The organism is Streptomyces sp. NPDC001604, from assembly GCF_042893475.1.
Lineage (GTDB): Bacteria > Actinomycetota > Actinomycetes > Streptomycetales > Streptomycetaceae > Streptomyces.
This window is the reverse complement of record NZ_JBIAUY010000005.1, coordinates 340,756-363,323: the sequence shown is the minus strand read 5'-3', so window position 1 is coordinate 363,323 and position 22,568 is coordinate 340,756. Positions and strand designations below refer to the sequence as shown.

At 70.7% G+C, this 22,568-nt stretch carries 23 protein-coding genes; 13 read left to right on the top strand and 10 right to left on the bottom strand.

What is annotated here, in order from left to right; translation table 11 throughout:
- Positions 1-15: 15 nt before the first annotated feature.
- The 3 genes from ACFY1E_RS17635 to ACFY1E_RS17625 form a co-directional block, all read right to left on the bottom strand.
- Positions 16-498, bottom strand: coding sequence for a succinate dehydrogenase hydrophobic membrane anchor subunit (locus ACFY1E_RS17635; protein WP_389076635.1), 483 nt, complete (start codon positions 496-498; stop codon positions 16-18).
- Positions 499-503: 5 nt separating this feature from the next.
- Positions 504-884, bottom strand: coding sequence for a succinate dehydrogenase, cytochrome b556 subunit (gene sdhC, locus ACFY1E_RS17630; protein ID WP_115906317.1), 381 nt, complete (start codon positions 882-884; stop codon positions 504-506).
- 191 nt (positions 885-1,075) lie between these two features.
- Positions 1,076-1,651 carry a 2-oxo-4-hydroxy-4-carboxy-5-ureidoimidazoline decarboxylase gene (locus ACFY1E_RS17625; RefSeq protein WP_389076632.1) on the bottom strand — a complete coding sequence of 192 codons (576 nt, stop codon included), beginning with the start codon at positions 1,649-1,651 and terminating at the stop codon, positions 1,076-1,078.
- A 218-nt stretch (positions 1,652-1,869) separates the two neighbouring features.
- Between ACFY1E_RS17625 and ACFY1E_RS17620 the strand changes: the two genes are divergently transcribed.
- The 3 genes from ACFY1E_RS17620 to ACFY1E_RS17610 all read left to right on the top strand — a co-directional run bounded on the left by ACFY1E_RS17620 (position 1,870) and on the right by ACFY1E_RS17610 (position 4,750).
- Complete coding sequence (locus ACFY1E_RS17620) at positions 1,870-3,480, top strand: glycoside hydrolase family 20 protein (protein ID WP_389076969.1); 1,611 nt, start codon at positions 1,870-1,872, stop codon at positions 3,478-3,480.
- Positions 3,481-3,583: 103 nt separating this feature from the next.
- Positions 3,584-4,087, top strand: coding sequence for a hypothetical protein (locus tag ACFY1E_RS17615; RefSeq protein ID WP_389076968.1), 504 nt, complete (start codon positions 3,584-3,586; stop codon positions 4,085-4,087).
- 96 nt (positions 4,088-4,183) lie between these two features.
- The gene (locus ACFY1E_RS17610) at positions 4,184-4,750 is read left to right on the top strand and encodes a hypothetical protein (RefSeq protein ID WP_389076630.1); all 567 of its coding nucleotides are present in this window, start codon (positions 4,184-4,186) and stop codon (positions 4,748-4,750) included.
- A gap of 268 nt (positions 4,751-5,018) precedes the next feature.
- On the opposite strand, the gene ACFY1E_RS17605 is transcribed toward ACFY1E_RS17610, so the two are convergent.
- Entirely contained in the window at positions 5,019-5,513 is a 495-nt protein-coding gene (locus ACFY1E_RS17605; RefSeq protein ID WP_389076627.1) for a DUF1877 family protein, read from the bottom strand.
- Between the two features lie 167 nt (positions 5,514-5,680).
- Here ACFY1E_RS17605 and ACFY1E_RS17600 point away from each other — a divergent pair, with 167 nt between their 5' ends.
- Entirely contained in the window at positions 5,681-6,073 is a 393-nt protein-coding gene (locus ACFY1E_RS17600; RefSeq protein WP_389076625.1) for a hypothetical protein, read from the top strand.
- Between the two features lie 33 nt (positions 6,074-6,106).
- Complete coding sequence (locus ACFY1E_RS17595; protein ID WP_389076623.1) at positions 6,107-6,475, top strand: hypothetical protein; 369 nt, start codon at positions 6,107-6,109, stop codon at positions 6,473-6,475.
- A 4-nt stretch (positions 6,476-6,479) separates the two neighbouring features.
- On the opposite strand, the gene ACFY1E_RS17590 is transcribed toward ACFY1E_RS17595, so the two are convergent.
- On the bottom strand, positions 6,480-8,726 hold the full coding sequence (locus tag ACFY1E_RS17590) for a peptidoglycan recognition protein (RefSeq protein ID WP_389076620.1): 2,247 nt from the start codon (positions 8,724-8,726) through the stop codon (positions 6,480-6,482).
- Between the two features lie 318 nt (positions 8,727-9,044).
- Here ACFY1E_RS17590 and ACFY1E_RS17585 point away from each other — a divergent pair, with 318 nt between their 5' ends.
- The 5 genes from ACFY1E_RS17585 (at position 9,045) to ACFY1E_RS17565 (ending at position 12,660) form a co-directional block, all read left to right on the top strand.
- Positions 9,045-9,662: an RNA polymerase sigma factor gene (locus tag ACFY1E_RS17585; RefSeq protein ID WP_344404500.1), complete on the top strand. Its 618-nt coding sequence runs from the start codon at positions 9,045-9,047 to the stop codon at positions 9,660-9,662.
- Positions 9,659-9,784: a hypothetical protein gene (locus tag ACFY1E_RS17580; protein ID WP_389076618.1), complete on the top strand. Its 126-nt coding sequence runs from the start codon at positions 9,659-9,661 to the stop codon at positions 9,782-9,784. The genes ACFY1E_RS17585 and ACFY1E_RS17580 overlap by 4 nt, the downstream gene beginning before the upstream one ends.
- The gene (locus tag ACFY1E_RS17575) at positions 9,777-10,544 is read left to right on the top strand and encodes a hypothetical protein (RefSeq protein ID WP_389076615.1); all 768 of its coding nucleotides are present in this window, start codon (positions 9,777-9,779) and stop codon (positions 10,542-10,544) included. The genes ACFY1E_RS17580 and ACFY1E_RS17575 overlap by 8 nt, the downstream gene beginning before the upstream one ends.
- 383 nt (positions 10,545-10,927) lie before the next feature.
- Positions 10,928-11,590 carry an RNA polymerase sigma factor gene (locus ACFY1E_RS17570; protein ID WP_389076614.1) on the top strand — a complete coding sequence of 221 codons (663 nt, stop codon included), beginning with the start codon at positions 10,928-10,930 and terminating at the stop codon, positions 11,588-11,590.
- On the top strand, positions 11,590-12,660 hold the full coding sequence (locus ACFY1E_RS17565; RefSeq protein ID WP_389076611.1) for a hypothetical protein: 1,071 nt from the start codon (positions 11,590-11,592) through the stop codon (positions 12,658-12,660). The genes ACFY1E_RS17570 and ACFY1E_RS17565 overlap by 1 nt, the downstream gene beginning before the upstream one ends.
- A gap of 210 nt (positions 12,661-12,870) precedes the next feature.
- Here ACFY1E_RS17565 and ACFY1E_RS17560 read toward each other — a convergent pair whose 3' ends face one another.
- The gene (locus ACFY1E_RS17560; protein ID WP_389076608.1) at positions 12,871-13,713 is read right to left on the bottom strand and encodes a L,D-transpeptidase family protein; all 843 of its coding nucleotides are present in this window, start codon (positions 13,711-13,713) and stop codon (positions 12,871-12,873) included.
- A gap of 241 nt (positions 13,714-13,954) precedes the next feature.
- Here ACFY1E_RS17560 and ACFY1E_RS17555 point away from each other — a divergent pair, with 241 nt between their 5' ends.
- Entirely contained in the window at positions 13,955-15,553 is a 1,599-nt protein-coding gene (locus ACFY1E_RS17555; protein WP_389076606.1) for a methylmalonyl-CoA mutase, read from the top strand.
- Positions 15,554-15,839: 286 nt separating this feature from the next.
- Positions 15,840-16,517: a hypothetical protein gene (locus tag ACFY1E_RS17550; RefSeq protein ID WP_389076603.1), complete on the top strand. Its 678-nt coding sequence runs from the start codon at positions 15,840-15,842 to the stop codon at positions 16,515-16,517.
- A 15-nt stretch (positions 16,518-16,532) separates the two neighbouring features.
- Here ACFY1E_RS17550 and ACFY1E_RS17545 read toward each other — a convergent pair whose 3' ends face one another.
- Positions 16,533-17,957 carry an FAD-dependent monooxygenase gene (locus ACFY1E_RS17545; protein WP_389076602.1) on the bottom strand — a complete coding sequence of 475 codons (1,425 nt, stop codon included), beginning with the start codon at positions 17,955-17,957 and terminating at the stop codon, positions 16,533-16,535.
- Between the two features lie 73 nt (positions 17,958-18,030).
- Between ACFY1E_RS17545 and ACFY1E_RS17540 the strand changes: the two genes are divergently transcribed.
- Positions 18,031-18,681, top strand: coding sequence for a TetR/AcrR family transcriptional regulator C-terminal domain-containing protein (locus tag ACFY1E_RS17540; protein WP_389076599.1), 651 nt, complete (start codon positions 18,031-18,033; stop codon positions 18,679-18,681).
- Between the two features lie 47 nt (positions 18,682-18,728).
- On the opposite strand, the gene ACFY1E_RS17535 is transcribed toward ACFY1E_RS17540, so the two are convergent.
- From ACFY1E_RS17535 to ACFY1E_RS17525, 3 genes are all read right to left on the bottom strand, one after another.
- Positions 18,729-19,853 carry an acyltransferase family protein gene (locus ACFY1E_RS17535; RefSeq protein ID WP_389076598.1) on the bottom strand — a complete coding sequence of 375 codons (1,125 nt, stop codon included), beginning with the start codon at positions 19,851-19,853 and terminating at the stop codon, positions 18,729-18,731.
- A 217-nt stretch (positions 19,854-20,070) separates the two neighbouring features.
- Positions 20,071-21,411: an alpha-2,8-polysialyltransferase family protein gene (locus ACFY1E_RS17530; RefSeq protein ID WP_389076596.1), complete on the bottom strand. Its 1,341-nt coding sequence runs from the start codon at positions 21,409-21,411 to the stop codon at positions 20,071-20,073.
- A complete protein-coding gene (locus tag ACFY1E_RS17525) occupies positions 21,411-22,397 on the bottom strand; it encodes a glycosyltransferase family 2 protein (protein WP_389076593.1) in 987 nt (328 codons plus the stop codon). Before ACFY1E_RS17525 ends, ACFY1E_RS17530 begins: the two co-directional genes overlap by 1 nt.
- Positions 22,398-22,568 lie beyond the last annotated feature (171 nt).

Sequence of the window (22,568 nt, the reverse complement as noted above, 5' to 3'; positions counted from 1 at the left end):
GCCTCAGCCCCGTGCCTAGCGGATGTTCGGGTCGAAGGTGAAGATCACCAGCGTGCCCAGCAGGATGGTGAACACCGTGGCGGTGTAGAGCAGGCCCTTGAGCCACAGCCGGGTGTTCGCGCGCTCCGCGTAGTCGTTGATGACCGTGCGCAGGCCGTTGGCGCCGTGCAGCATCGCGAGCCACAGCATCAGCAGGTCCCAGACCTGCCAGAACGGGCTCGCCCAGCGGCCCGCCACGAAGGCGAAGCCGATCTTCGACACGCCGCCGTCCAGCACGAGCTGGATCAGCAGGTGGCCGAGGACCAGGACGACCAGGACGATGCCGGACAGGCGCATGAAGAGCCACGCGGCCATCTCGAAGTTGCCCCGGGTCGACTTCGGGCTCTTCTTGGTGCGCTTGCGCGGGGCCTCGATGAGGGGCGCCGGGTTGTCCACGTTGTAGAGCGAGCCGCCCTCGACGGGGCCGATCCCGGACGCGGAGGTTTCAGTGGTGGCCATCGGTGTCAGCTCCCGAACAGTTCACGAGCGGCGTGACCGAGGACGGGGTAGATCGCCCCGAGCATCAGCACGACCCACAGGCCTACGACGGACCAGAGCATCTGCTTCTGGTAGCGCGGGCCCTTCGACCAGAAGTCGACGGCGATGACGCGCAGGCCGTTCAGTGCGTGGAAGAGGATGGCGGCGACGAGGCCGTACTCCAGGCACGCGACGATCGGGGTCTTGTACGTGGCTACGACCTTGTCGTAGTCCTCGGGTGAGACACGGACGAGAGCGGTGTCCAGCACGTGAACGAACAGGAAGAAGAAGATGAGGACGCCGGTGACTCGGTGAGCCACCCAGGACCACATTCCTTCCCGGCCGCGGTACAGCGTTCCAGCCGGCACGGAAGTCCCTCCGGGAGCGGGGATTGGGGCCGCGCCGGCTTTGCCTGTCGGTCGGGCCCGGCCGGGTACGGTCCACCGGCCCCCAGCATGGTAGCTAGCCGCTGGCTTGACGCTTACAGGGGGCCTACCGGTGTGATCAAAGTGGCACGCGTATGGGTTAGCGTTCGCGGCTTCTGGGGCGGGGTGTCCTGTTATTTGCCGCGTGCGGGTTCGTCGGGGCTGGTCGCGTCCCACGGCGGAGCCGCTGATTGATGCAGCCCCGGGCCCCTGAGCATGTCGACCAACCGCCCTCTTGCGAGGCGCCGGAGCTCCTCTGCCGCAATCACCCGTTCCTCCTCCGGGTCGTTCGTCAGGCGTGACCGGATTCCTGCCAATGCGTGGTCCAGCGTCTCGTCCGGAGAGAGGCCGTCCAGGCAGATCACGAAGGCGTGGCCGAACTTCGCCTCGTACGCCGCGTGGGCCGCGCTCAGGGCCGTGTAGGCGATTGTGTACGTTTCGTCCGGCAGTGGTGGCAATGTCTCGCTTGCCAGCGCTTCCGACAGATCTGCCGGGGACAGGTCGTACGCCGCCTCGTCCGATGCGGCGAGTAGGGAGTCGATGTCCGGGTACGGGCGGTGGTCTGCCACCCGGTGGGCCCAGCGGAGGCTGCGGAGGCAGTCCAGGAGGAGCTTTCGGGCCTCTTCCACGGGCGCGATGTTGAAGGCGTCCAGGATGCTGGGCAGCGTCGGTATGGCCGCGACTCGGCCAGGAAGGTGTGTGGGCGTCACGTGTGTTTCGACAGAGGATGCTGTGAGAGCTGCGAAGGATGTGGTCTTACGTTATCGAGATTGGGCGCGAGGTGTCCGACGGATGCCCGAATTTCACCCGCAAGAGAGAGTTTTGGGGCGCGTGGTGGACGCGTCGTGTTGTCCATGGGCTTTAGGTTGACGCTGTGAGCCAGCACAGGCGCCGGTCTCCGGCGCAGAACGTGAAGCGGCAGCGGCGCATGATCATCGCGGGCGCGCTCGCCGGGACCGTCGCGCTCGGTATCGGCCTGGGGTGCTGGGCCTCCGGCGACGACAGCGGGCCTGCCGGGTCCGCGCAGCAGCAGTCGCCGTCCGCCGGCAGATCCGCCCAGGCGCCCAGTGCCTCGGGCGGCCGGAGTCCGGCGCCGCGCCCGACCCGTTCGTACGCCCTGTCGAAGGCCCCGCAGACCATCCCCGCCGTGCGCTCCCACACCGCGGCGCGCGGGCCGGGCTGGCGTCCGGCGCGTGGTGAGCGGGTCGTCGTGAACGATGCCGATCTGGCCGACGAGGGGCGTCTGATCGCCGGGGAGCTGGGGCTGACGTACGCGGGTGAGAAGGACGACGTGCAGGCCGGGGACGTACGGCTGGCACTGGGCGACGGCGACGGGGCGAACCCGGAGTCGTATGCGATGACCGTGCGCGGTGGCCGGGTCAACATCAGCGGGCCGTCGGATGCCGGCGTGTTCTACGGCACGCGGACGCTCAAGCAGGAGGTGCACGGCGGCGGTACGGCGCCCGAGGGCATCGTGCGGGACCAGCCGGCCAAGGCGGTGCGCGGGTTCATGCTGGACATCGCGCGCAAGCACTTCACCGCAGGCTGGATCGAGGACCGGGTACGGGAGCTCGGGGACCTGAAATTCAACCAGCTGGGGCTGCACTTCTCCGACGACCAGGGGTTCCGGATCCAGTCCGACACGCACCCCGAGATCGTCTCGCCGCAGCACCTGACGAAGGCCGAGGTGAAGCAGATCGTCGATCTCGCCGCCAGTCGGCACATCACCGTGGTGCCCGAGATCGACTCGCCCGGGCATCTGGGGGCCGTCATCGCCGCCCACCCCGATCTGCAGCTGCGCAATGTGCGGGGAGTGGCGGCGAAGGGCGCCGTCGACATCTCCAAGCCCGCCGCCGCCAAGATCGTCGACGATCTGCTCAACGAGTACGCCGGCCTTTTCCCCGGCAACCAGTGGAATCTCGGCGGTGACGAGTACCTGGCGCTGATGGTGTCCAACCCGGCCGCCTCCTATCCGCAGCTGGCCACCGCCGCGGTGAACAAGTACGGGCCCGCCGGCACCGTCTCCGATCTGACCACGGGGTGGCTCAACGACCGCGCCGACACGATCCGGGCCCACGACCGGACCATGCGGGTGTGGAACGACGGGTTCTTCCGCGGGACGTCCGTGCAGCCCGCCAAGGATCTGCAGGTCGGGTACTGGACGGGCAAGGAGATCGGCGCACGGCAGCCGGTGGAGTATCTGAGCGCCGGGCGGAAGCTGATCAACTACAACGACGAGTTCCTGTACTACGTCCTCGGGCAGCCCAACAACTTCGTCTACCCGACCGGGCAGCGGATCTACGAGCAGTGGACGCCGCGCGTCGTGCGCGGCACGCAGGCGGTCCCGGCGCAGTACGACGGGCAGATTCTCGGCGGGTCCTTCGCCGTGTGGTGCGACCTGTCGAACTCCCAGACACAGGACCAGGTCGCGGCCGGGATCCGGATGCCGCTGCGGGCGACGGTGCAGAAGCTGTGGGATCCGGGGCGGCCGGGGCTGACGTGGACCCAGTTCAAGGCGCTGGCCGGCCGGCTGGGCTGAGCGCGCCGGGCGACGGGATTTCTTGGCCCATACAGCTGCGAACTGTCGTACGACTGTGGTGTATTCGGCGCGAGCCGAAGGTGACACAGCCGTGGGGGCCGGGATGGGCTACTGGGGGTATTTCGTCGTGGGCCGCAGCGAGCGGCCGCTTGCGGAGCTCGATGCGCTCGCCGGGGTGAAGGGCATGCTGCAGCGGTCGTCGGCGGCCGGTGGCTGGCAGGTCTGGGAGTATCCGAGCGGGGACGGCGAGGTCGGGAACATGAACGTCCTCGCCGCCGAGACCGGGGCGCCCGCGCTCTTCGGATACGTCATGGACAGCGCCTCGGTCGTGGTGGAGGCGGCGGCGCCCGAGAGCGGGGCGTGGACCACGTGTCTCGCACGGGCCGCGATGGCCGGGTACCTCGGCGCCGCGAGCGAGGGGCTCACCATCGAGGACTACTTCCTGGAGCCCCGGGACGCGGCCGACCGGGCGGTCGCCTGGGCCGCCGAGGCGGGGCACGACGTGGACGCCGGGCCGTTGCTGGACGTTCTGACCGCCGACGCCGATCCGTTGGCCGAAAACCTGTTTTTCCAGTTGCTCGACCGGCTCGGTGTGGTACCGCTGTGACACTCCCGGGCCGTCGCACGCAGTAAGGGGAAGTGCGGGCTCCGTAAGGGAAGAGCCCTGCTGGGCCCGGTACGGGACCCGCAGAAGGAGGCGTGGATGAGCCTGGTGGAACTGATCGCTCAGGCCGACGACCGCGGACTGGCCGCCAGCGGGTTGGCTTGTTTGGATCGGTGTGTGCCGCTGCTGGGCGGTGACGACGAGATCCTGCGGCCGCTGTGGGCCAGCCTCGCGGACTCCGGTGACGTCGGTGACTGGGGTGCGCGGCTGGAGCATGCGCGGCTGAAGCTGGCCGGGGGCGGGGAGTACGACGAGTCCGTCGAGGACGAGGCCGCGTTGCTGGCCCGGCGGATGCTGGCGGCGGCACCGGTCGACCGGGCGCCCGCCCAGGTGCGGGTGTGGGCCGACGCCTGCTCCGTCGCCGCGCTGCAGATACACCGGCTGCTGGACCCGATGGACGATGCGGCGTCCTCGGTCGACTCCCGGCGGGAGGGGCGTACGGAGGGGATGTCTCCGCTCGTTGCCGCGGAGTTGCGGCGACAGGTCACCGTACTTGAGTTGCTTGCGGGGCATGGGGCGGCGGGACTGCGCCGGGCGCTGGAGGTGTCGATCGAGGGGCGGCGGGTTCTGCAGGCCGTGGTGTCTCGTCGCGCGCGGCGGGGGTAGGGCGGTTGGGGTTGTCGGGCGGGTTCGGGTACGTCGTGGCTTGTCGCGCCCACGCGGCGGAGCCGCATAGCGATACCTCCCCGCGCCCCTGAAGGCCGCTGCCCGCGCCCCTGGGGAAAGCAGTTCCCGGCGCCACCGGAGAGGCCGCTTGCTGTGCCCCTCGGCGGTGCCGCTTTCGGTGTCCTCGGGAAAGCCGCTTCCCCAGCGGCCCTGGAAGGAGCTGTCTCCCGTGCTGCCCTGAAAGACAATCCGTCCCCAGGGCGGGAAATCAGTGCAGTAGGCACTTGACCACCGCGTCGCCGTATTGGGCCGTCTGTTGGTAGAAGGCCGTCAGATCGCGGTGGGTCGAGGTGATGAGGGTGTGGGTTTCTTCTTCGGTGGCGGGGCCGCCGTAGTGGGGGAGGATGTGGTCGCGGGCCTGGTGCCAGAGGGGCTCGATGTCGGTCGAGGTGAGGAAGGCCGCCACCCGGGCCGCCTGAGCCGCGGTCAGCAGGAGGAACGGCGGGGCCTCGGGGGCGTGGTGGGGGACCGGTCGGCCGCCGAGGACCACGTGGGTGCGGGGGCCCTCCCCGGCGCGGTGCGGGGGTGGGCCCGCGTAGAGGGTGTCGTGGTCGACGTAGTGGTGGTCCAGCATCTCCTCCCGGTGGCGGTCGATCCGTCGGCGCACGGTGTCCCAGTCGTCCTCGAACAGCCGTTGCAGCCACGTGGCGCTGTTGCGCAGGGCCGAGGGCGGCACCGCGCGGAGATGGAAGTACGGGCTCATCAGTGAGAGGAGCGCACGGAAGGGGCGAAGCGTCACTCCCGGGCAAAGCTCGCACCTGAGGGAGTCCTGTGACCGTCCTGCGGCGGCGGTGGGGCGGTACTGCGCCGGTATCGGGAACTCGGCGGAAATCGCGTGACGGATGGCCCGCCGACCCCGCTCCTGTCTATGTGACTACCTTCCACGAGACCAGGCCGAGCGCGGCGACGAAGCCCGTGCGGTGGGCGGCGGACGCGGTCGCGGCCATGCGTGAGGGCGCCCGGCTGCGCCTCGACTACTCGGCGCAGAGCCTGTGGCGCGTCGACCGGATGATCGAGGGGATACGGCAGGAGGGGGCGCCGTACGCCGCGGTGGAGAGCGTGTTGCGCGGTTTCGGGGCGTACGCCGGTGAAGTGATCGCCCGTCAGGTGGGTGCCGAGTGGTGGGCGACCGGCGGTGACCACTGGATACGCACCCCGGACGGCCGGATGTGGGACCCGTTCGACGAGGCCCGGCGCTGCTGGCACGGGGACGGTTCGCTGCGGCTGCTGTGCCGGGACGCGACCGACGGCGTCCGAAGGTGACCGCGGCGGCAAAATCGCCTTGATAAGAGACGCTTGCGTTCCCGAACGGTGGTGCCCGGAGGGAGCAAGGAGGCGACCTCGGGACGGTACGACTCGGGAGTGGCCTCCGCCACCTTCAACACCGCCCGGCAGGTGGGCGGTTCCATCGGTACGGCGCTGCTGAACACCATCGCCGCGACGGTGACGGCGCGGTACCTGACGGCGCATGCGGGACCGGGCGTCGACCCGCGCTCACTGCAGGCGGAGGCGACCGCGCACGGGTTCGACGTCGCCACCTGGTGGGCGATGGGGTCGCTGCAGCCGGCCGCGACCATCGCGGGCCTGGTCGTGAACGCGGACCGGGCGCCCACCCCGCAAACTGCGCAGGAGCGGACGCCCGAACCGGTGGACACGGCCTCGTGAGCGGCTACTTGACGTAGACGAGGCCGTCCGTCGTGACCGTCGGGCGGCCGCTGGTGCCGACCACCACGATCTTCACCGTGTGCTTGGCGCCGGACGACCAGGTCTTCGTCCAGATCGCCTGGCGGTACAGGGTGGTCGACGACTTCAGGTCGACGGTGCTGACCTTCACCCCGTCGACGTAGACGTACGCCTGACCGGAGGTGGAGGCACGGCTGACCACCCAGGAGGCCGAGCGGCCGGTGAAGGTCCAGGTCAGGCTCGCGCCCTTCGAACCGCTGGAGTACGACTTCCCGCCCAGGTAGCTGGTGGAGGAACGGGCCGTCCAGCTGCCGGACTTGGTGGCCGAGGTCTCCTGAAGGATCACCGGCGTGAAGGACGCGGACGAGGTACGGGTGTTGCCCGCGTAGTCGTACGCCTTCATCGACCAGGTGCTCGCGGTGCCGGACGTGGCGGTGCGGCTGGAGCTGGTGGTGGTCGGGCCGAAGGTGGCCGATGTCGGGGTCAGCAGGCTCACCGACTTCAGGGCGGCGTTGTCGGTCACCTTCCAGCCGAGGGTGACCGGGACGGCGCTCGTGTTGACCGTGCCGGTGCGCAGGGAGAGCTGCGGCGCGGTGGTGAAGGTCGGCGCGGTCGTCTCCGCGACGACGTTCAGCGCGGCGGTCGTCGTGGTCTTGCCGGACTGGTGCACGGCCCGCACGGCGACGGTGTGGGTGCCCAGGGCGAGGGTCGCGCCGACCGAGGTCGACGTGCCGGAGGCGGTGGCGGCGACCTTGCCGTCCACCAGCAGCTCGAACCTGGAGATCAGCGAACCGGGCGTGGTCGTCGACCACTTCGCCGTGACGGCGCCCTTGGTGTAGTACGTCGAGCCGGACAGGCCCGCGCCGGACAGCGAGGTCAGCTTCAGCCCCTGCACCGGGCCGGACGCCCAGGCCCGGACGGTCGGCAGCTGGGCGTAGAGGGAACTGCCCGGGCACTGCGTGTTGTAGCCGTCCCGGTGGCCGGAGATCCGGTTGAAGGTGTACGAGTTGCCGGCGGTGAAGCCGGTCGCGAAGTAGTTCGTCTGGGTCGCGCCCGCCTTGAGCTGCACGGTGGTGGCGGGATCGGCCTTGTACTGGCCGAGCTTCCAGGCCGCGATGCGTGCGACCGACTCCAGGGCCGCGTCGGTGGCGCCGGTGGTGGTGTATTCACCGAGCACGGCGATGCCGGCCGACTCCCGGTTCCAGCCGTAGGTGTGGGCGCCGAGCACCGGGAGGCCGACGCCGCCCTTGCGGCCCTCGAAGATCGTGCCGCACTTGTCGACCAGGAAGTTGTAGCCGATGTCGTTCCAGCCGTTGGTCTGCGTGTGGTACGCGTAGATGCCCCGGACGATCGCTGCCGAGTCGGCGCACGAGTAGTCGTTCGTGCCGTCCGTGTGGTGCACGAAGACGGCCTTCACATCGGCGTTGTACTCCGACGGGTCGGGGCTGAGCGACTCGTCCGCGCCCCAGTCGGCGCGCGAGACGATCGGCGGCTCGGGCACGGTCGACGGCGGCGCGGTGGGCGTGCCGGCCGTGGGGCTCGCGGAGGCGCTCGCCGAAGGGGATGAGCTCGTCGAAGGGGATGCGCTCGTCGAGGGGGACGCGGAGTCGCTCGGGGAGGCGGAGTCCGTCGGCGAGGCGGAATCGGTGGGCGTCGCGGAGTCGGTCGGTGACGCGGAGTCCGTCGGCGACACGGAGTCCGTGGGCGTCACATCCGCCGCATACGCGGCCGGCGCGGCCTTCTGCTCGGCGGCGGTCGCCACGCCCGGGTCGACCAGGTCGACCGCGAGCCCCTTGGGCAGGGCGGAGCTGGTGGAACCGTCCTTGTGGACGACCTGGACCTGCACGCCGTCGGAGGGGCCGACCCACAGCGGCTCGGAGGCACCGCGCGCGTCGGCGCCCGCCTCCGGGTCCTCGACCGGGTCGACGTTCGCCTCGAGGTCCTTCCAGGCGGTCCACTCGCCGGTCCCGATGCTGTGCGTGCGCACCTGGGCCGTGCCGTGCAGCCGCTTGCCGGCGTCCTTCCAGGAGACGCCGAGCATCGAGAACTGCTTGGTCTGCGTGCGCGGCAGCTCCCGCTTGCCGCTCGCCGCGTCCTGCAGGGCCAGGGCGTAGACCTTCACCGGCCGCTTGGCCTGGCCGTGCCCGGAGGACGGGCCGGCGACCGCGTACGTCGCCACACCTCCGCCGCCCAGTACCACCGCGCCGAGCGTGATCCACGCCCGTCGCTTCATGCTCAGCGGTCTGTACGCACGCGTACCGCGAGGACCCACTTACCCCACCCCTAGAAAAAGACCATGACTGCCACACCTGTCACAGAGCAGGTGGCACTTACACACAGCGCTAGGCCCTGGCCAAACGTCACTCGGCCGCCGCCGTGGCCGGTGCGTTCGGCACGGCGGCACATGCTGCACACCTGTGACATCCGACCGGCTGTGACACTTCCGTGACGCCTGACGCAGAGGGTCGTGAAGGCGCGCGCACGGACCGAGGTGACGCGCGGCGCGGGCTCGGCAGAGCCACCTTCGCACTCGTACGAACGAGGACTGTTGTTGCGCCAGGGACGCGAACCCCGCCCCGTGCAGCCGTACGACGGGGAGTTGGGCGCGGCCGTCGCGCGGGCCCAGGAGGGCGACGAGGCCGCCTTCGCGGTCGCGTACCGGATCGTGCAGCCCGGCCTGCTCGGCTATCTGCGCGGGATCGTCGGCGACGACGCCGAGGACGTCGCGTCCGACGCCTGGCTGGAGATCGCCCGGGACCTGAGGCGCTTCAAGGGCGACGGGGCGGGCTTCCGCGGCTGGACCGCGACCATCGCCCGGCACCGCGCCCTGGACCATCTGCGCCGGCAGAAGGTACGGCCCCGGTCGGCGGCGCTCGAACAGGACGTGCTGGAGCTGCCCGGCACCCACAACACCTACGACCAGGCGCTGGAGGCGCTCTCCACCGAGCGCGCCCTGGAACTGGTCCGCAGCCTGCCCCGCGACCAGGCCGAGGCCGTGCTGCTGCGCATCGTCGTCGGCCTCGACGGCCCCGCGGCCGCACGCGTCCTCGGCAAGCGCCCCGGCGCCGTGCGCACGGCCGCGCACCGCGGCCTGAAGCGCCTCGCGGCCCGGCTGGGCGCCCCAGGTGTGACGAATGAGGATCCCCGGACGCTGGGGGAGTCGAAATGAACGTCGACGGCGAAACAAACGTCAACGACGGAATGAACATCAATGACGGAATGAACGTCAACGACGGCAGGGACGGCCGCGAGGGCCGGCCGTCGGACACGGATGGATACGGACATGGGTGAACGGCAGAGCGACGGCAGTGCCCCCGGCGGCCGTCGGCGCGTACACCCCGGCGGGGCCCTGTCGGGCACCGAGGACTGGCCTGCCGGACCCGTGCTGGAGAGCCTGCTCGCCGACGCGATGCGCGCGGGCGCGCTCGATGCCGACGCCGAGCAGCGGGCCGTCGCCGCGTTCCGGGCCGCCCGCGACGCCGGGGCGCTACGCGCGCGGACCCGGCGCCGCGACGACTGGCGCCCGCGTGAGCAAGGCCACACCCGCCGCTCCCTGCGGGCCACCCTGACCCTGGCCCTGGCCGGACTCACCATGGGCGGTGTCGCGTTCGCGGCGATCGGCTCGGTGGGCGGCTCCTCGCACGACGACGGGAAAGCGGCCCGGCAGCGGCAGCACGCACCGGCCGTGCCCTCCGCGACGGCCTCCGGCACGCCCGGTGCCGCCACCACACCGGACCGCCCGGACACGGCGAAGGACACCGAGGCGCACTGCCGGGCGTACGAGAAGAAGCTCGACGGCAACGGCAAGGCGCTGGACTCCACGGCCTGGCAGCGGCTGATCGCGGCCGCGGGCGGCGAGGCGAACGTCACGGCCTACTGCGCCGAGCAGCTGGGGCGGTCGACGGCCACCCCCAAGCCGGGCAAGGACGACAAGACCGCCAAGGCCGAGAACACCGCGAAGGCCGGCGACAAGGGCAAGGCCGATGACTCCGGCAAGTCCGGGAAGCCGGAGAAGAGCGCCGACAAGGCGAGCGGCAGGACCGGCAACTGACCACCGGCTGAAGGTACGAGCGGCGGGAACGGCCGGCTCGGCATGCCCCGGCACGGCCCTCGCGCCCCGGACGTCCGCCGTCGGGAGCAGCAACCGAAGCAACGGCCGGGGCCGCCACCCCCCACAGGAGAGGCCCCGGCCGTCGCGCGGTCGGGCCGCGCGGCGGCCCGTACTCTCTACAGCGCCGGGAGTGCGGTATCTGTCACACCCCGGGTACAGGCAGCCCCTCTGCGAGGTGGTTGCATGGGGTACGGACATGGACGAGCGGCGGTTTCAGGTCGTAACGTGCCTTTCGCGCCGGGCGCGGAAGGCGAACGACCATCGCGGACCATCGCAACGATCGGCGGCCTCGACGCCGCGACCATCGAACGAGGAACCATCGGGTGCTGGGGGACGACGCGGAGCTGACCGCCGCGGTGCTTGCGGCACAGGACGGGAACGAGACCGCGTTCCGGACTGTGTACCGCGCCGTGCATCCGCGGCTGCTCGGATACGTCCGCACGCTCGTCGGCGATCCGGACGCCGAGGACGTCGCGTCCGAGGCCTGGCTGCAGATCGCCCGTGATCTGGACCGGTTCACCGGCGACGCGGACCGCTTCCGCGGCTGGGCCGCGCGGATAGCCCGCAACCGTGCGCTGGACCACATTCGGATGCGTGGCCGCCGCCCGGCGATCGGCGGCGACGAAACGGAACTGACCGGCAGGGCCGCCGAGTCCGACACCGCGGGCGAGGCCATGGAGTCCCTGGCCACCGACCACACCCTCTCGCTGATCTCCCGGCTGCCGCAGGACCAGGCCGAGGCCGTCGTGCTGCGCGTGGTCGTGGGCCTCGACGCCAAGACCGCCGCCGAGACGCTCGGCAAGCGCCCGGGTGCCGTACGCACGGCGGCGCACCGCGGTCTGAAGCGGCTCGCGGAACTGCTCGGCGAGGATCCGGAATCGAGCGGCGGCCTGGACGGGCTGCCGCTCCAGAGGGAACCGCGCGGCCGCGCGGTGACGTCCGCGAGTGTGACGCACAGCGTTGCGCGGACGCAGAAGGACATGTGATGGCCGACGAGCGCTGTGCCTTTCCGGGGGACTCGGAGTCCGCCGCCGGCTCCGCCACGGGCCCGAGCCCCGACCGGTGGCTGGACCGCGAAACGGCGGAGCTCCTGCTGCGCGGAGAGTCACTCGAAAGTGTCGACCCCGCCTCCCGCGACCAGGCCGAACGGCTCGCGAAGACCCTCGACGGGCTGATCGTCGAGGCCCCGCTGAGCAGCGCCGAACTCCCCGGCGAGGCCGCCGCGCTGGCCGCCTTCCGCGCGGCCCGCTCCGGCGCGCTCCCCGAGCAGGCCGCCGCCGGGCGGCACCGTCCCCGCACCCGGGCCTCCGATGCCGGGCTCGTCCGCATCGGCGGTTCCGCCGCTGCCCCCCGGCGCTCCCGCTGGGGCAGGCCCGCGCGCTTCGGGCTGACGGCCGCACTGGCCGCCGGCATGGTCGGCGGTGTCGCGTTCGCGGCGACGTCCGGAGTGCTCCCGACGCCGTTCGGCCACGACGAGCCCGGCCCCGTCGCCTCTGTCTCGGTCGGCGCGAGCCCCGACCGCCCGCTGGTGTCGCCCTCGCAGAACAGCGCCCTGGGCGACACCACCCCCGACGGCTCCAGCTCCCCCTCCGCCGGCCCGAGCACCCCGCACGGCTCGACCGGTGGCGGCTCCTCGGCCAAGCCCGGCTCCGGCTCCGACGACGGGCGGGCCACTGCCGGCGGCTGGTGGCTCGGCGCCCCGGCGGCCTGCCGCGACGTGCGCGACGGCAAGGAACTCACCGCCGACCGCAGGCGGGCCCTGGAGGGGGCGGCGGGCGGTTCCGGCGCGGCCCGCGTCTGGAAGTACTGCAAGAACGTCCTGGCCGGCACCGACGGCGCGTCCCGCGGCGGCGACGACAAGGACGGCAAGGGCAAGGGCGGACGGGGCAACCACAACGGCAAGGGCGGCGACCAGGGAGATCAGGGTGGTGACGGCGACGGCCACCACATAGCCCCCGGCCCCGTCGTCACACCTTCCTCGCTTCCGCCGTTTCTGCCGAGGCAGCTGGTGACGACACCGAACCCGTCCCCGAGGCCGACCTACAGCGCGCTCTGACCTGCGGTTTTGTGGTTCGCGAAATTTTCTTCGGCCCACCAGTAACGTTTTCGGCCCCACCAGCGCAGTACTGAGTGAGCCGACTGGTCATCGGCCGTCGCACAGAGCCGGGGTTCCCCCCGTACCCACGGCTCGTGCATCGGCGCGGGCGGGACACGTTCCCCCGGTTCCGCCCGCGCCCCACTCACTTCTCTCCCCGGCTCCGGGGGCTCACCGGTACACGACGACCTTGTCGCCGTCGTTCACCTGCGCATACAGATCCGCGATCGCCGACTCGTCCCTGACGTTGACACAGCCGTGCGAGGCGCCGGCGTAACCGCGGGCCGCGAAGTCGTACGAGTAGTGCACGGCCTGGCCGCCGCTGAAGAACATCGCGTACGGCATGGACGAGTCGTAGAGCGTCGACCAGTGGTGGCGGGACTTCCAGTACACGTGGAAGACGCCCTCGCGGGTGGGCGTGCCGGTCGCGCCGAAGCGGACCGACATCGTCGACACCGTCCGCCCGTCGATCATCCAGCGCAGGGTGCGGCTCGTCTTGTCGATGCACAGCACCCGCCCGGTCAGACACCGCGGATCGGCAGGGCCGGCGGGCTGACCGCCCATCAGATACAGCTCCCACTTCCCCGGCTCGTGCGTCATCTTCAGCAGCCGCTGCCAGGTGACGGTGTCCGTCCGCCCGGTCTTCGGCAGCCCGCGCTTGCCCTGGAAGCCCTTCACGGCCTCCTCGGTCAGGTCGTCGTACGTCCCGGTCGGACCGTCGTAGAGCCAGGCGACCTGACGCAGCCGGGCCTGGAGTTCACGCACGTCGTCCCCGGAGTCGCCACGGGACCACAGCACTGCCGGGCCGGGCGTCGAGGGCGACGCGCTCGGCTTGTCCTCGGAGCCGGAGCCGGAGCCGGAGCCGGAGGCCGGTTCGGACTTGCCGGAGGGGGTGCTGCTCGGCAGCTGGATGTGCACGGGTGAGTGACCCTTGCCGTCCGTGCCCTGCACGGTGCAGCCGCACACGGCGGCCAGCGCCGCGAGTGCTGCCGCAGCGGCGGCCGATCTCCCCATGCCCGTCATACGCACAGCGCCCCCCGTCGTCTCACCGATGCAACCGACAGCCCCGCGTTTAACTGAGATGCTGCCCGCGGATGACGGGTTGCGAACGGCGGGGCATGGTTGTGACGGAGACCGCAAAAACGCTGTGAGGAAGCTCCCAGCGTGCTCCCCTCCACCGACTGCACGCACCCCGCTACAGTCCGCAGGAGGGTCGGTCTGTACTGGCCAGTAACTCAGCGGGAGGCATCACACCATGGCGCGCGAGTCGGGCAGTGCTCGATCTACTGAGAGTGGACTGCCCATCGAACCGGTCTACGGGCCTGAGGACCTGGCGGGCTGGGACCCGGCCGAGAAGCTGGGCGAGCCCGGCCAGTACCCCTTCACCCGCGGTGTCTACCCGTCGATGTACACGGGCCGCCCGTGGACCATGCGCCAGTACGCCGGTTTCGGCACGGCGACCGAGTCCAACGCCCGCTACAAGCAGCTCATCGCCAACGGCACGATGGGCCTGTCGGTCGCCTTCGACCTGCCGACCCAGATGGGCCACGACTCCGACGCCCCCATCGCGCACGGCGAGGTCGGCAAGGTCGGCGTGGCGATCGACTCCGTCGAGGACATGCGGGTGCTGTTCGGCGGGATCCCGCTGGACAAGGTCTCGACGTCCATGACGATCAACGCGCCTGCGGCCCTGCTGCTGCTCATGTACCAGCTGGTCGGCGAGGAGCAGGGCGTGCCGGCCTCCCAGCTCACCGGCACGATCCAGAACGACGTGCTCAAGGAGTACATCGCGCGGGGCACGTACATCTTCCCGCCGAAGCCCTCGCTCCGGTTGATCGCCGACATCTTCAAGTACTGCAAGGCCGAGATCCCGAAGTGGAACACGATCTCGATCTCCGGCTACCACATGGCCGAGGCGGGTGCCTCGCCCGCGCAGGAGATCGCCTTCACCCTGGCCGACGGCATCGAGTACGTCCGCACGGCGGTCGCCGCCGGCATGGACGTCGACGACTTCGCGCCCCGGCTCTCCTTCTTCTTCGTGGCCCGTACGACGATCCTCGAAGAGGTCGCCAAGTTCCGTGCGGCCAGGCGCATCTGGGCCCGCGTGATGAAGGAGGAGTTCGGCGCGAAGAACCCGAAGTCGCTGATGCTGCGCTTCCACACGCAGACCGCGGGCGTCCAGCTGACGGCCCAGCAGCCGGAGGTGAACCTGGTCCGCGTCGCGGTCCAGGGCCTGGCCGCGGTCCTCGGCGGCACCCAGTCGCTGCACACGAACTCCTTCGACGAGGCGATCGCGCTGCCCACGGACAAGTCCGCGCGGCTCGCCCTGCGTACCCAGCAGGTGCTGGCCTACGAGACCGATGTGACGGCCACCGTGGACCCCTTCGCGGGTTCGTACGTCATCGAGAAGATGACGGACGACGTGGAGGCGGCCGCCGTCGAACTGATGGCCAAGGTGGAGGAGCTGGGCGGTGCGGTCAACGCGATCGAGCACGGCTTCCAGAAGTCCGAGATCGAGCGCAGCGCCTACCGCATCGCCCAGGAGACCGACTCCGGCGAACGGGTCGTGGTCGGCGTCAACCGCTTCCAGCTCGACGAGGAGGAGCCCTATGAGCCGCTCCGCGTCGACCCGGCCATCGAGGCCCAGCAGGCCGAACGCCTGGCGAAGCTGCGCGCTGAGCGCGACCAGCCGGCGGTCGACGCGGCCCTCTCGGCGCTGAAGAAGGCGGCCGAGGGCGAGGACAACGTCCTCTACCCGATGAAGGACGCGCTGCGGGCCCGGGCGACGGTGGGCGAGGTGTGCAACGCGCTGCGCGAGGTGTGGGGGACGTACGTGCCCTCGGACGCCTTCTGAGCTGGGATTTTCCAGGAACCGGGGAGCGGGCCGAGGCGTCTTAGCGACACACATGGCCCGCTGTCTCGGGGAGGCTCGGATGAGGTTCGGACCGGAGAGGCCGCGCCTGCGGTTCCCACGGCCGGGGAAGAACGTGCGGCAGCCGAAGGTCGAGCAGGACCCGCATGCGCGAGGGGGCGGGGAGCTGTCCCGAGGTCCGGAGTCGCAGCGGGACCCGCATGCGCGAGGGGGCGGGGAGCTGTCCCGAGGCCCGGAGTCGCACCTCCCGATCGAAGGGAAGGCACGAATGGAGCTCAATGGGCCGGGCTTCGAGGTGGGCCCGCTCGCCGACGCGAAGACGGTCCTCGGGACGGCGCTCCGCCGGCTCGGGACCAGCGAGACCCCGCTGACGCTCGAGGAGGTCAACGAACGGGTCAAGGACCTCGCGATCACGTTCCACCGATTCGATGAAGGCGACCGGAAGTCCATCGCCGTGGCGTGTCCCCTTGAGCCCAAGCACCCCAAGGGCCCCACGGGCTACGACGCGGCGTCGGCGGCCATCACCGCCCTGCACGGCCACGTCGACGCAGCCGCCTTGCAGATGGTCCACGCGGCGACCAAGGGCGACGACAGCCTGGCGGCGGGGGTGGCCCGGTTTGCGATCAGCGGCTTCCTCATCCACCTGATGCCGACGTCGGTGATCGGCAAGGCCATCACGATGCTCGCCGAGGCGGTGCGGGGCATCAACGAGAAGACCGAGCTCAAGGAGATCACCGAGGCCCGGGACTTCCTGGCGACGCAGGAGGTCGGGGAGTTTCTCCGGCACGACGTCGACGAGCTGCCCGACGTGGCCCCCAAGGCGTACGAGGTCGACGAGCTGCCCGACGACTTCGACCTGACCGGCCGTCACCCGACCCTCGGGACACCGCTGGAGGCGTCCAGCGAGCTGGATGATCCGGACGACGGCCTCTCCTTCGGCTTGTGAGCTCGGTACGCGCCCCTACGGGGCGAGTCGCGTCACGTACTCCGACAGGCCGTCCTTCGTTTCGCCGGCCCAGCCCACGTAACCGTCCGGGCGTACCAGGAACAGGCCCGTGCCGAGCGTCGGCTGGGCCTCGCCCCTGACCACGTGCACCGAATCCGGCAGCTCCGGCGGTGCCACCCCCACCGCGACCAGCGTCCAGTGCGGCCCGCGCAGCGCGTCGAAGAGGCGTACACCTCCGACGGTCGTGTCCGGCGCACGGTCGCCCGCCCGTAGCGCCCCCGCGTCCGTCCGCGTCTCCTCCGTCAGTGAGGACTCCCGGTAGCCGAGACCGAGTTGGACGGTCGCCGCACCCCGCTTGACCTCCCCGCGGTGCACGCCGGTGGAGATGCCGAGCATCTGCGCCGCGATGGGGCGCCGCTCCTCCTCGTATGTGTCGAGGAGCGCGGCGGGAGCTCCGCCCCGCAGCACCGCTCCCAGCTTCCAGCCCAGGTTGTACGCGTCCTGGACGCTGGTGTTGAGTCCCTGGCCGCCGGCGGGGGAGTGCACGTGCGCCGCGTCCCCGGCGAGGAAGACCCGCCCGCTCCGGAACCGGTCCGCGAGGGCCGCGCGCGGGCGGAACTCCGAGGCCCAGCGGACCTCCGTCACGTCCTGGGGGGCCAGATGCGAGCGCGCGGCGGCCACCTTGCGGATGCCGTCCAGGGAGACGTCGACCGCGGTCCCCTCCGGGAACTGGGCGACCAGCTGGAAGTCCTCCGTACCGGCGAGCGGGCAGATGGCCATGTAGCCGTCGCCGTCCCCGCGTGGCGGGAAGACATGCCAGTTGTCGCGGTCCAGGCCGCTGATCCGCACGTCGGACACCAGAACCGGCTTCGGGTCGACCGTCTCGCCGGTCATGCCGATGCCGAGCGCCCGCCGCACGGCCGAGCGTCCGCCGTCGGCGGCGACGACGTACCGGGCACGAAGCTCCGGCCCGGATGCGAAGCGCACGCTCACGCCGTCCTCGTCCTGGTCGAGCCCGACGACCTCACGGCCGAACTCGACCCGCCCGCCCAACTCCTGCAGGCGCGCGTAAAGGATCTCCTGCGTCCGCCACTGCGGCACCATCCACGGCTCGGTGAACGCCGAGCCCCCGGCCGCCTCCTTCACCTCGTCCGCGTCGAACATCCGGTGCTCGCCGACCCGCTCGCCGTCCTGCCAGATCATCCCGACCGGGTAGCGCCCGCCGGCCGCGAGGATCGCGTCCAGCACCCCGAGATCCTCCAGGACCTCCATGGTGCGCGGCTGCAGGCCCTTGCCGCGCGAGCCAGGGAACAGCCCGTCCGCCTTCTCCACGACCAGTGCGTCCACTCCCCGCCGGGCGAGGTCGACGCCGAGGGCCAGACCGGTCGGGCCCGCCCCCACGATCACCACATCGATCACGCCATCCACGGCACGACTCACGATCCCACTCTCCTTAACGCTGTTAAGTAGCCTTGGGTCCGAGGGTGCCCTTAACGCTGTTAAGCTGTCAAGCGTGAGTACGGAACGACGCGCGCCCCTCGACCGCAAGCGGGTCGCGGACACCGCCCTGGAGCTCCTGAACGAGGTGGGCCTGGACGGCCTGTCCCTGCGGGCCATCGCCAAGGAACTGGACGTCAAGGCGCCCGCCCTGTACTGGCACTTCAAGGACAAGCAGGCGCTGCTCGACGAGATGGCGACCCAGATGTACCGGCGGATGGTCGCCGGGGCCGCCCTCGATCCGGACGACACCTGGCAGGAGCGGATGGCCAAGACGTACCGAGGGCTGCGGGAGGCCCTGCTCGGCTACCGCGACGGCGCGAAGGTCTACAGCGGCGCGCGCTTCACCGGTACCGACCACGCCCGGGAGATGGAGCAGAACCTACGGCTGTTCACGGCCGCGGGTTTCACCCTCGCCGAGGCCGCGCGGGCCAACCAGACCGCGTACGCCTTCACCATCGGCTTCGTCACCGAGGAACAGGGCGTCCGCCCGCTGCCGGACGAACGTCGCGAAGGCTATGACGTGGCCGAACGGGCCCGGCTGCTCGCCGAGTTCCCGCTCTCGGCGGCCGTCGGCGCGGAACTCTTCGAGGACTACGACCGGCACTTCGCGGAAGGGCTTGAGCTGGTCATCGCGGGGATCGAGGCGCGGTACGGCTGCACCTGAGCGGTGCGTCGGCGTCCGGTGAGCACGTCTCGTCCGGTGGGCAGGCCTCAGCGCGGTCCGGACAGCGCGGCCCGCAGCCTCGGCGTCAGTTGCTTCTCGACGTAACGATTCAGCAGCCAGGCCAGCAGCAGCATCGACGCGACCGTCAGGACGAAGGTCACCGCCGACGGCAGGCCGAGGCTGTGATGCAGGGCGTGGATCACCACCCAGCCCAGGTGTTCGTGGACCAGGTAGAACGGGTACGTCAGCGCTCCGGCCACGGTCAGCCAGCGCCAGTTCACCCGGTTCAGCCAGCCCAGGGCGATCGCGGCGACCGCGATGAAGCCGAATGCGACGACGAGGACGATGCCGAGCGAGGAGCGGTGGGCGAAGGCGTTCGGGTCCGACGCGTTCCACAGGCCACGTACCGCGTAGTGCTGCCCGATCAGGAAGCTCACGGCCACGATGCCCCAGGCGTAGATGTCGCGCCGGTCGCGGTGGACGAGGTAGAGCCCGACACCGCCGATGAAGAAGGGTGCGTACTCGGGTATCAGCACGATGTCGAGCAGCGGCATCTTCGCTCCCTGCGCGATCGCCGCCGCCAGCGTCCAGCCGGCGCAGAACAGGATCACGCGGCGACGGGTCGCCCCGGGCAGGACGACACACAGCGCGAACAGCGCGTAGAAGCGGATCTCCGCCCAGAGCGTCCAGCACACCCCCAGCACCCGGTCCACGCCCAGCGGCTGCTGAAGCATCGTCAGGTTCACCAGGGTGTCGCTCGGCGACAGGGCCTTGTAGGCGACCATCGGCAGCGCGAACACCGCGGACACGATGAGGATCGCGGCCCAGTAGGCCGGCAGCAGCCGGGAGGCGCGGGAGGCGAAGAACGACTTCAGGGGCCGGCCCCAGCCGCTCATGCAGATCACGAATCCGCTGATCACGAAGAAGACCTGGACACCGAGGCAGCCGTAGGCGAAATAGCCGTGCAGCGTGGGGAACTGGTGCTTGGCGGAACTTCCCCAGGCTCTGGTGACCTCACCGCCGCGTCCGCCGTAGTGATACGCCGCCACCATCAGCGCGGCGATCAGTCGCAGTCCGTCCAGGGCGCGGAGCCGGGTTTCGCGGGGCTGCGGCCGTGCCGGCCGTTGAGGCACCGGCGCGACGGGCGCGGGTCGGACGGTCGTGCTGGTCACAGGATTCCCCTCGATGGGCGCTCACTCTCACGGGTGCCTCACAGCACGTTAGTCCGAATGACCGTGATGCCTTGGCCGGGAAAGCCATGATTCGCCGTGTGGTCCCGGTGAGTTCATCTGAGTGTCGCCCTGGCTTCTTGCGTTCACTCGGAATTCCCGTGCGGGAGCGACCGACAGCGGGCCCCCACTCCGTGGGGGCCCCGGCTCGCCTCGTCCCCTACGGCGCCTGTCGCCCCACGGCCTTCTTCAGCGCCCGCGCCCGGCGGACCACCCGGCGGGCCGTGGAGTTGCGGGGGAGGAACGCCAGGCGCTCCGGGATGCCCCCGGGCAGCCCCAGCGCGGTGAGCCGCTTCCGCCGGAAGTACCGCTTGGTGCGTGCGGACAGATGCTTGGAGAGGTAACGTTCCGCAGCCGTCCGCAGGGACGGGTAGATCTGCGGCTGCATCGTGTAGCTGAGCGCGTCGAGCAGACCGTCCAGGGTGCTCGCGGCCGGCGTCTTCTCACCCTTGCCGCCCTCCAGGTCCGGCAGCAGCGCATCGGCGAGGACCACCGGCACCCGGTTGCTGTTCTGGAACGGCGTGAGCGCGCCCAGCAGCGGTGCCGTACCGATACGGGCGACCGGCAGGCCGTAGAACGCGGACGCCGTGAAGAGGGCCGTGGAGAAGCAGCCGACGACCAGGGCGGGCCGCGACCGCTCGAACAGCACCTCGGCGAGGACGGGCAGGTCCAGGACGGTGAGGTCCACGCCCAGCTTCCCGGCCTCGGTCTCCAGGGCGCGGCTGTAGCGGGCCGGCGCGGTGGGGTGCGGCTTGAAGACGATCGAGCGGTGCCCGCGCTCGACCGCCCCGCGCATCATCCGTACGTGCAGGTCCTCCTCCTCCTCGGGGGAGAGGATGCCGAGCGCGGACAGGTACTGGCCGAGCAGCAGCGCCGAGTTGTCGGGCAGCACCGGCAAGTCCTGCACGGACGAGGCGAGCTCGCCCATCACCTTGAGGAACGCCTCGGTCGGCACGAGCTCCGCCGGGACGTCGAACTCGGTCAGCAGCCGCGGGGTCAGGTCCGGCACCAGGTCCAGGTGGAGCAGCCGCCGCACGCGCGTGCCGACCAGCGGGTCGATCTTGTTGCGGGTGGGGCCGTAGCTCATCAGGCCGTCGGCGTAGACGTGCACGGGCGCGTCGGTGAACAGCTGGGCGACCGTCAGAGCCGGCGCGACCTGGATGGACTCCACGACCAGCTCCACCCGGTCGTCGCCCAGGTCCCAGAGCAGCCGCAGATAGCGCTCGAAGAGCGGGATGTCGTCCTGGCGCGGGGTCCAGGCGCCCGGGTGGAAGGGGCTGATGGCCTCGTTCCAGGACAGGATCTCGTCGAAGTGGTCGCGCAGCGGCTCGAAGCCCGGCATCTCGTCGACGGACGGTGTGGTCTCCGGGGTCGCCGAGTTGTTGAAGACCAGCAGCAGACTGCGGTCCTCGTCCTCGAAGCAGTCCGAGTCCAGCGCGGCGGCCAGGGTGGCGGCGCCGTACAGGGTCGAGACGCAGTAGATGCGGGTGGTACGGGGCATCAGGCAGCCGCCTTCGCTGTCGTGATCCTGCGCCGCAGTCGCCGCAGCTTGGAGGAACGGTGCAGGTCCATCGTCTCGAGCACGTCGCCGAGCATGTCCTGCGGCAGACGCTGGATTGCGGCCGCGCTCCGCGCCCGCAGCTGCCGGTACACCGACGGCTCCCACTTGTCCTCGTCCGAGACGTGGTGGGCGATGATCGCGCAGTAGGTGCGCACCGCCTTCGGCAGCAGCCGGTCCGCGTCCGGGTCCTTCGCCGTCTCCTCGATGACCTGGTCGAAGGCGCGGATGAAGTCGAGCTGGCGGACGTCGCCGATCTGCGTCAGGGAGGATGCCACCCCGCGCCGGTAGAAGACGCCGAGCAGGCTCACCACGGCGAACGACTCCGCCTCGCGGTGCAGCTTCCAGATCCACGGCCGGTCCTCGGCCGTGCGCAGCCCGTCGGTGAAGTGCAGCAGGCCCCGGTCGAGGAGCCGGCGGTGGTAGGCGCCGGCCCAGGCGAAGGCGTAGTCCACGGAGGTGGAACGGTCGGCGGGCAGGATCGCCTCGCGCGGGTTCAGCGCCTCCCAGCGGCGCCCGATGGGCACCCTGTTGATGCTGCGCGCGCGGGCGGTGGCCTGCACATGGTCGGTGCGCACGAAGTCGACGCCCAACCCCTCGATGGCCGCGACCAGTTCGGCGAAGTAGCCGGGAGCCAGCCAGTCGTCGCCGTCCAGGAACGTCAGGTACTCGCCCTGCGCCGCGTCCAGGCCGGTGTTGCGGGCGGTGGCGAGTCCCCCGTTCTTCTCATGGCGGATATACCGCACCTGCGCCACGTCGGAGAGTTCCTCGGCCGCGCGTTCGAGAATCGCCGGAGTTTCGTCCTTCGAATGGTCGTCGACCAGTACGAACTCGAAATCCCGCTGTGCGTTCAAGCGAAGGCTTTTGAGGGTGTCCGGGGCGTATTGCTGCACGTTGTAGAACGGCACGATCACGGAAAGCTTTGGCACACGAGAAGAGTAAGAGGCAGGTCGGCGGCGTAACTTTCCGGTGTCCGTACAGGGGGTGAACTCAATGTGTCGGAACGGTGCACCACCTGTAGCTCAGGCGATTTCGCGGGCCAGTTCGGCTCTCGGCGGGGTGTTGTTAACTTTTTGTTGAGGTGCGGTTGGGCCGCGCCT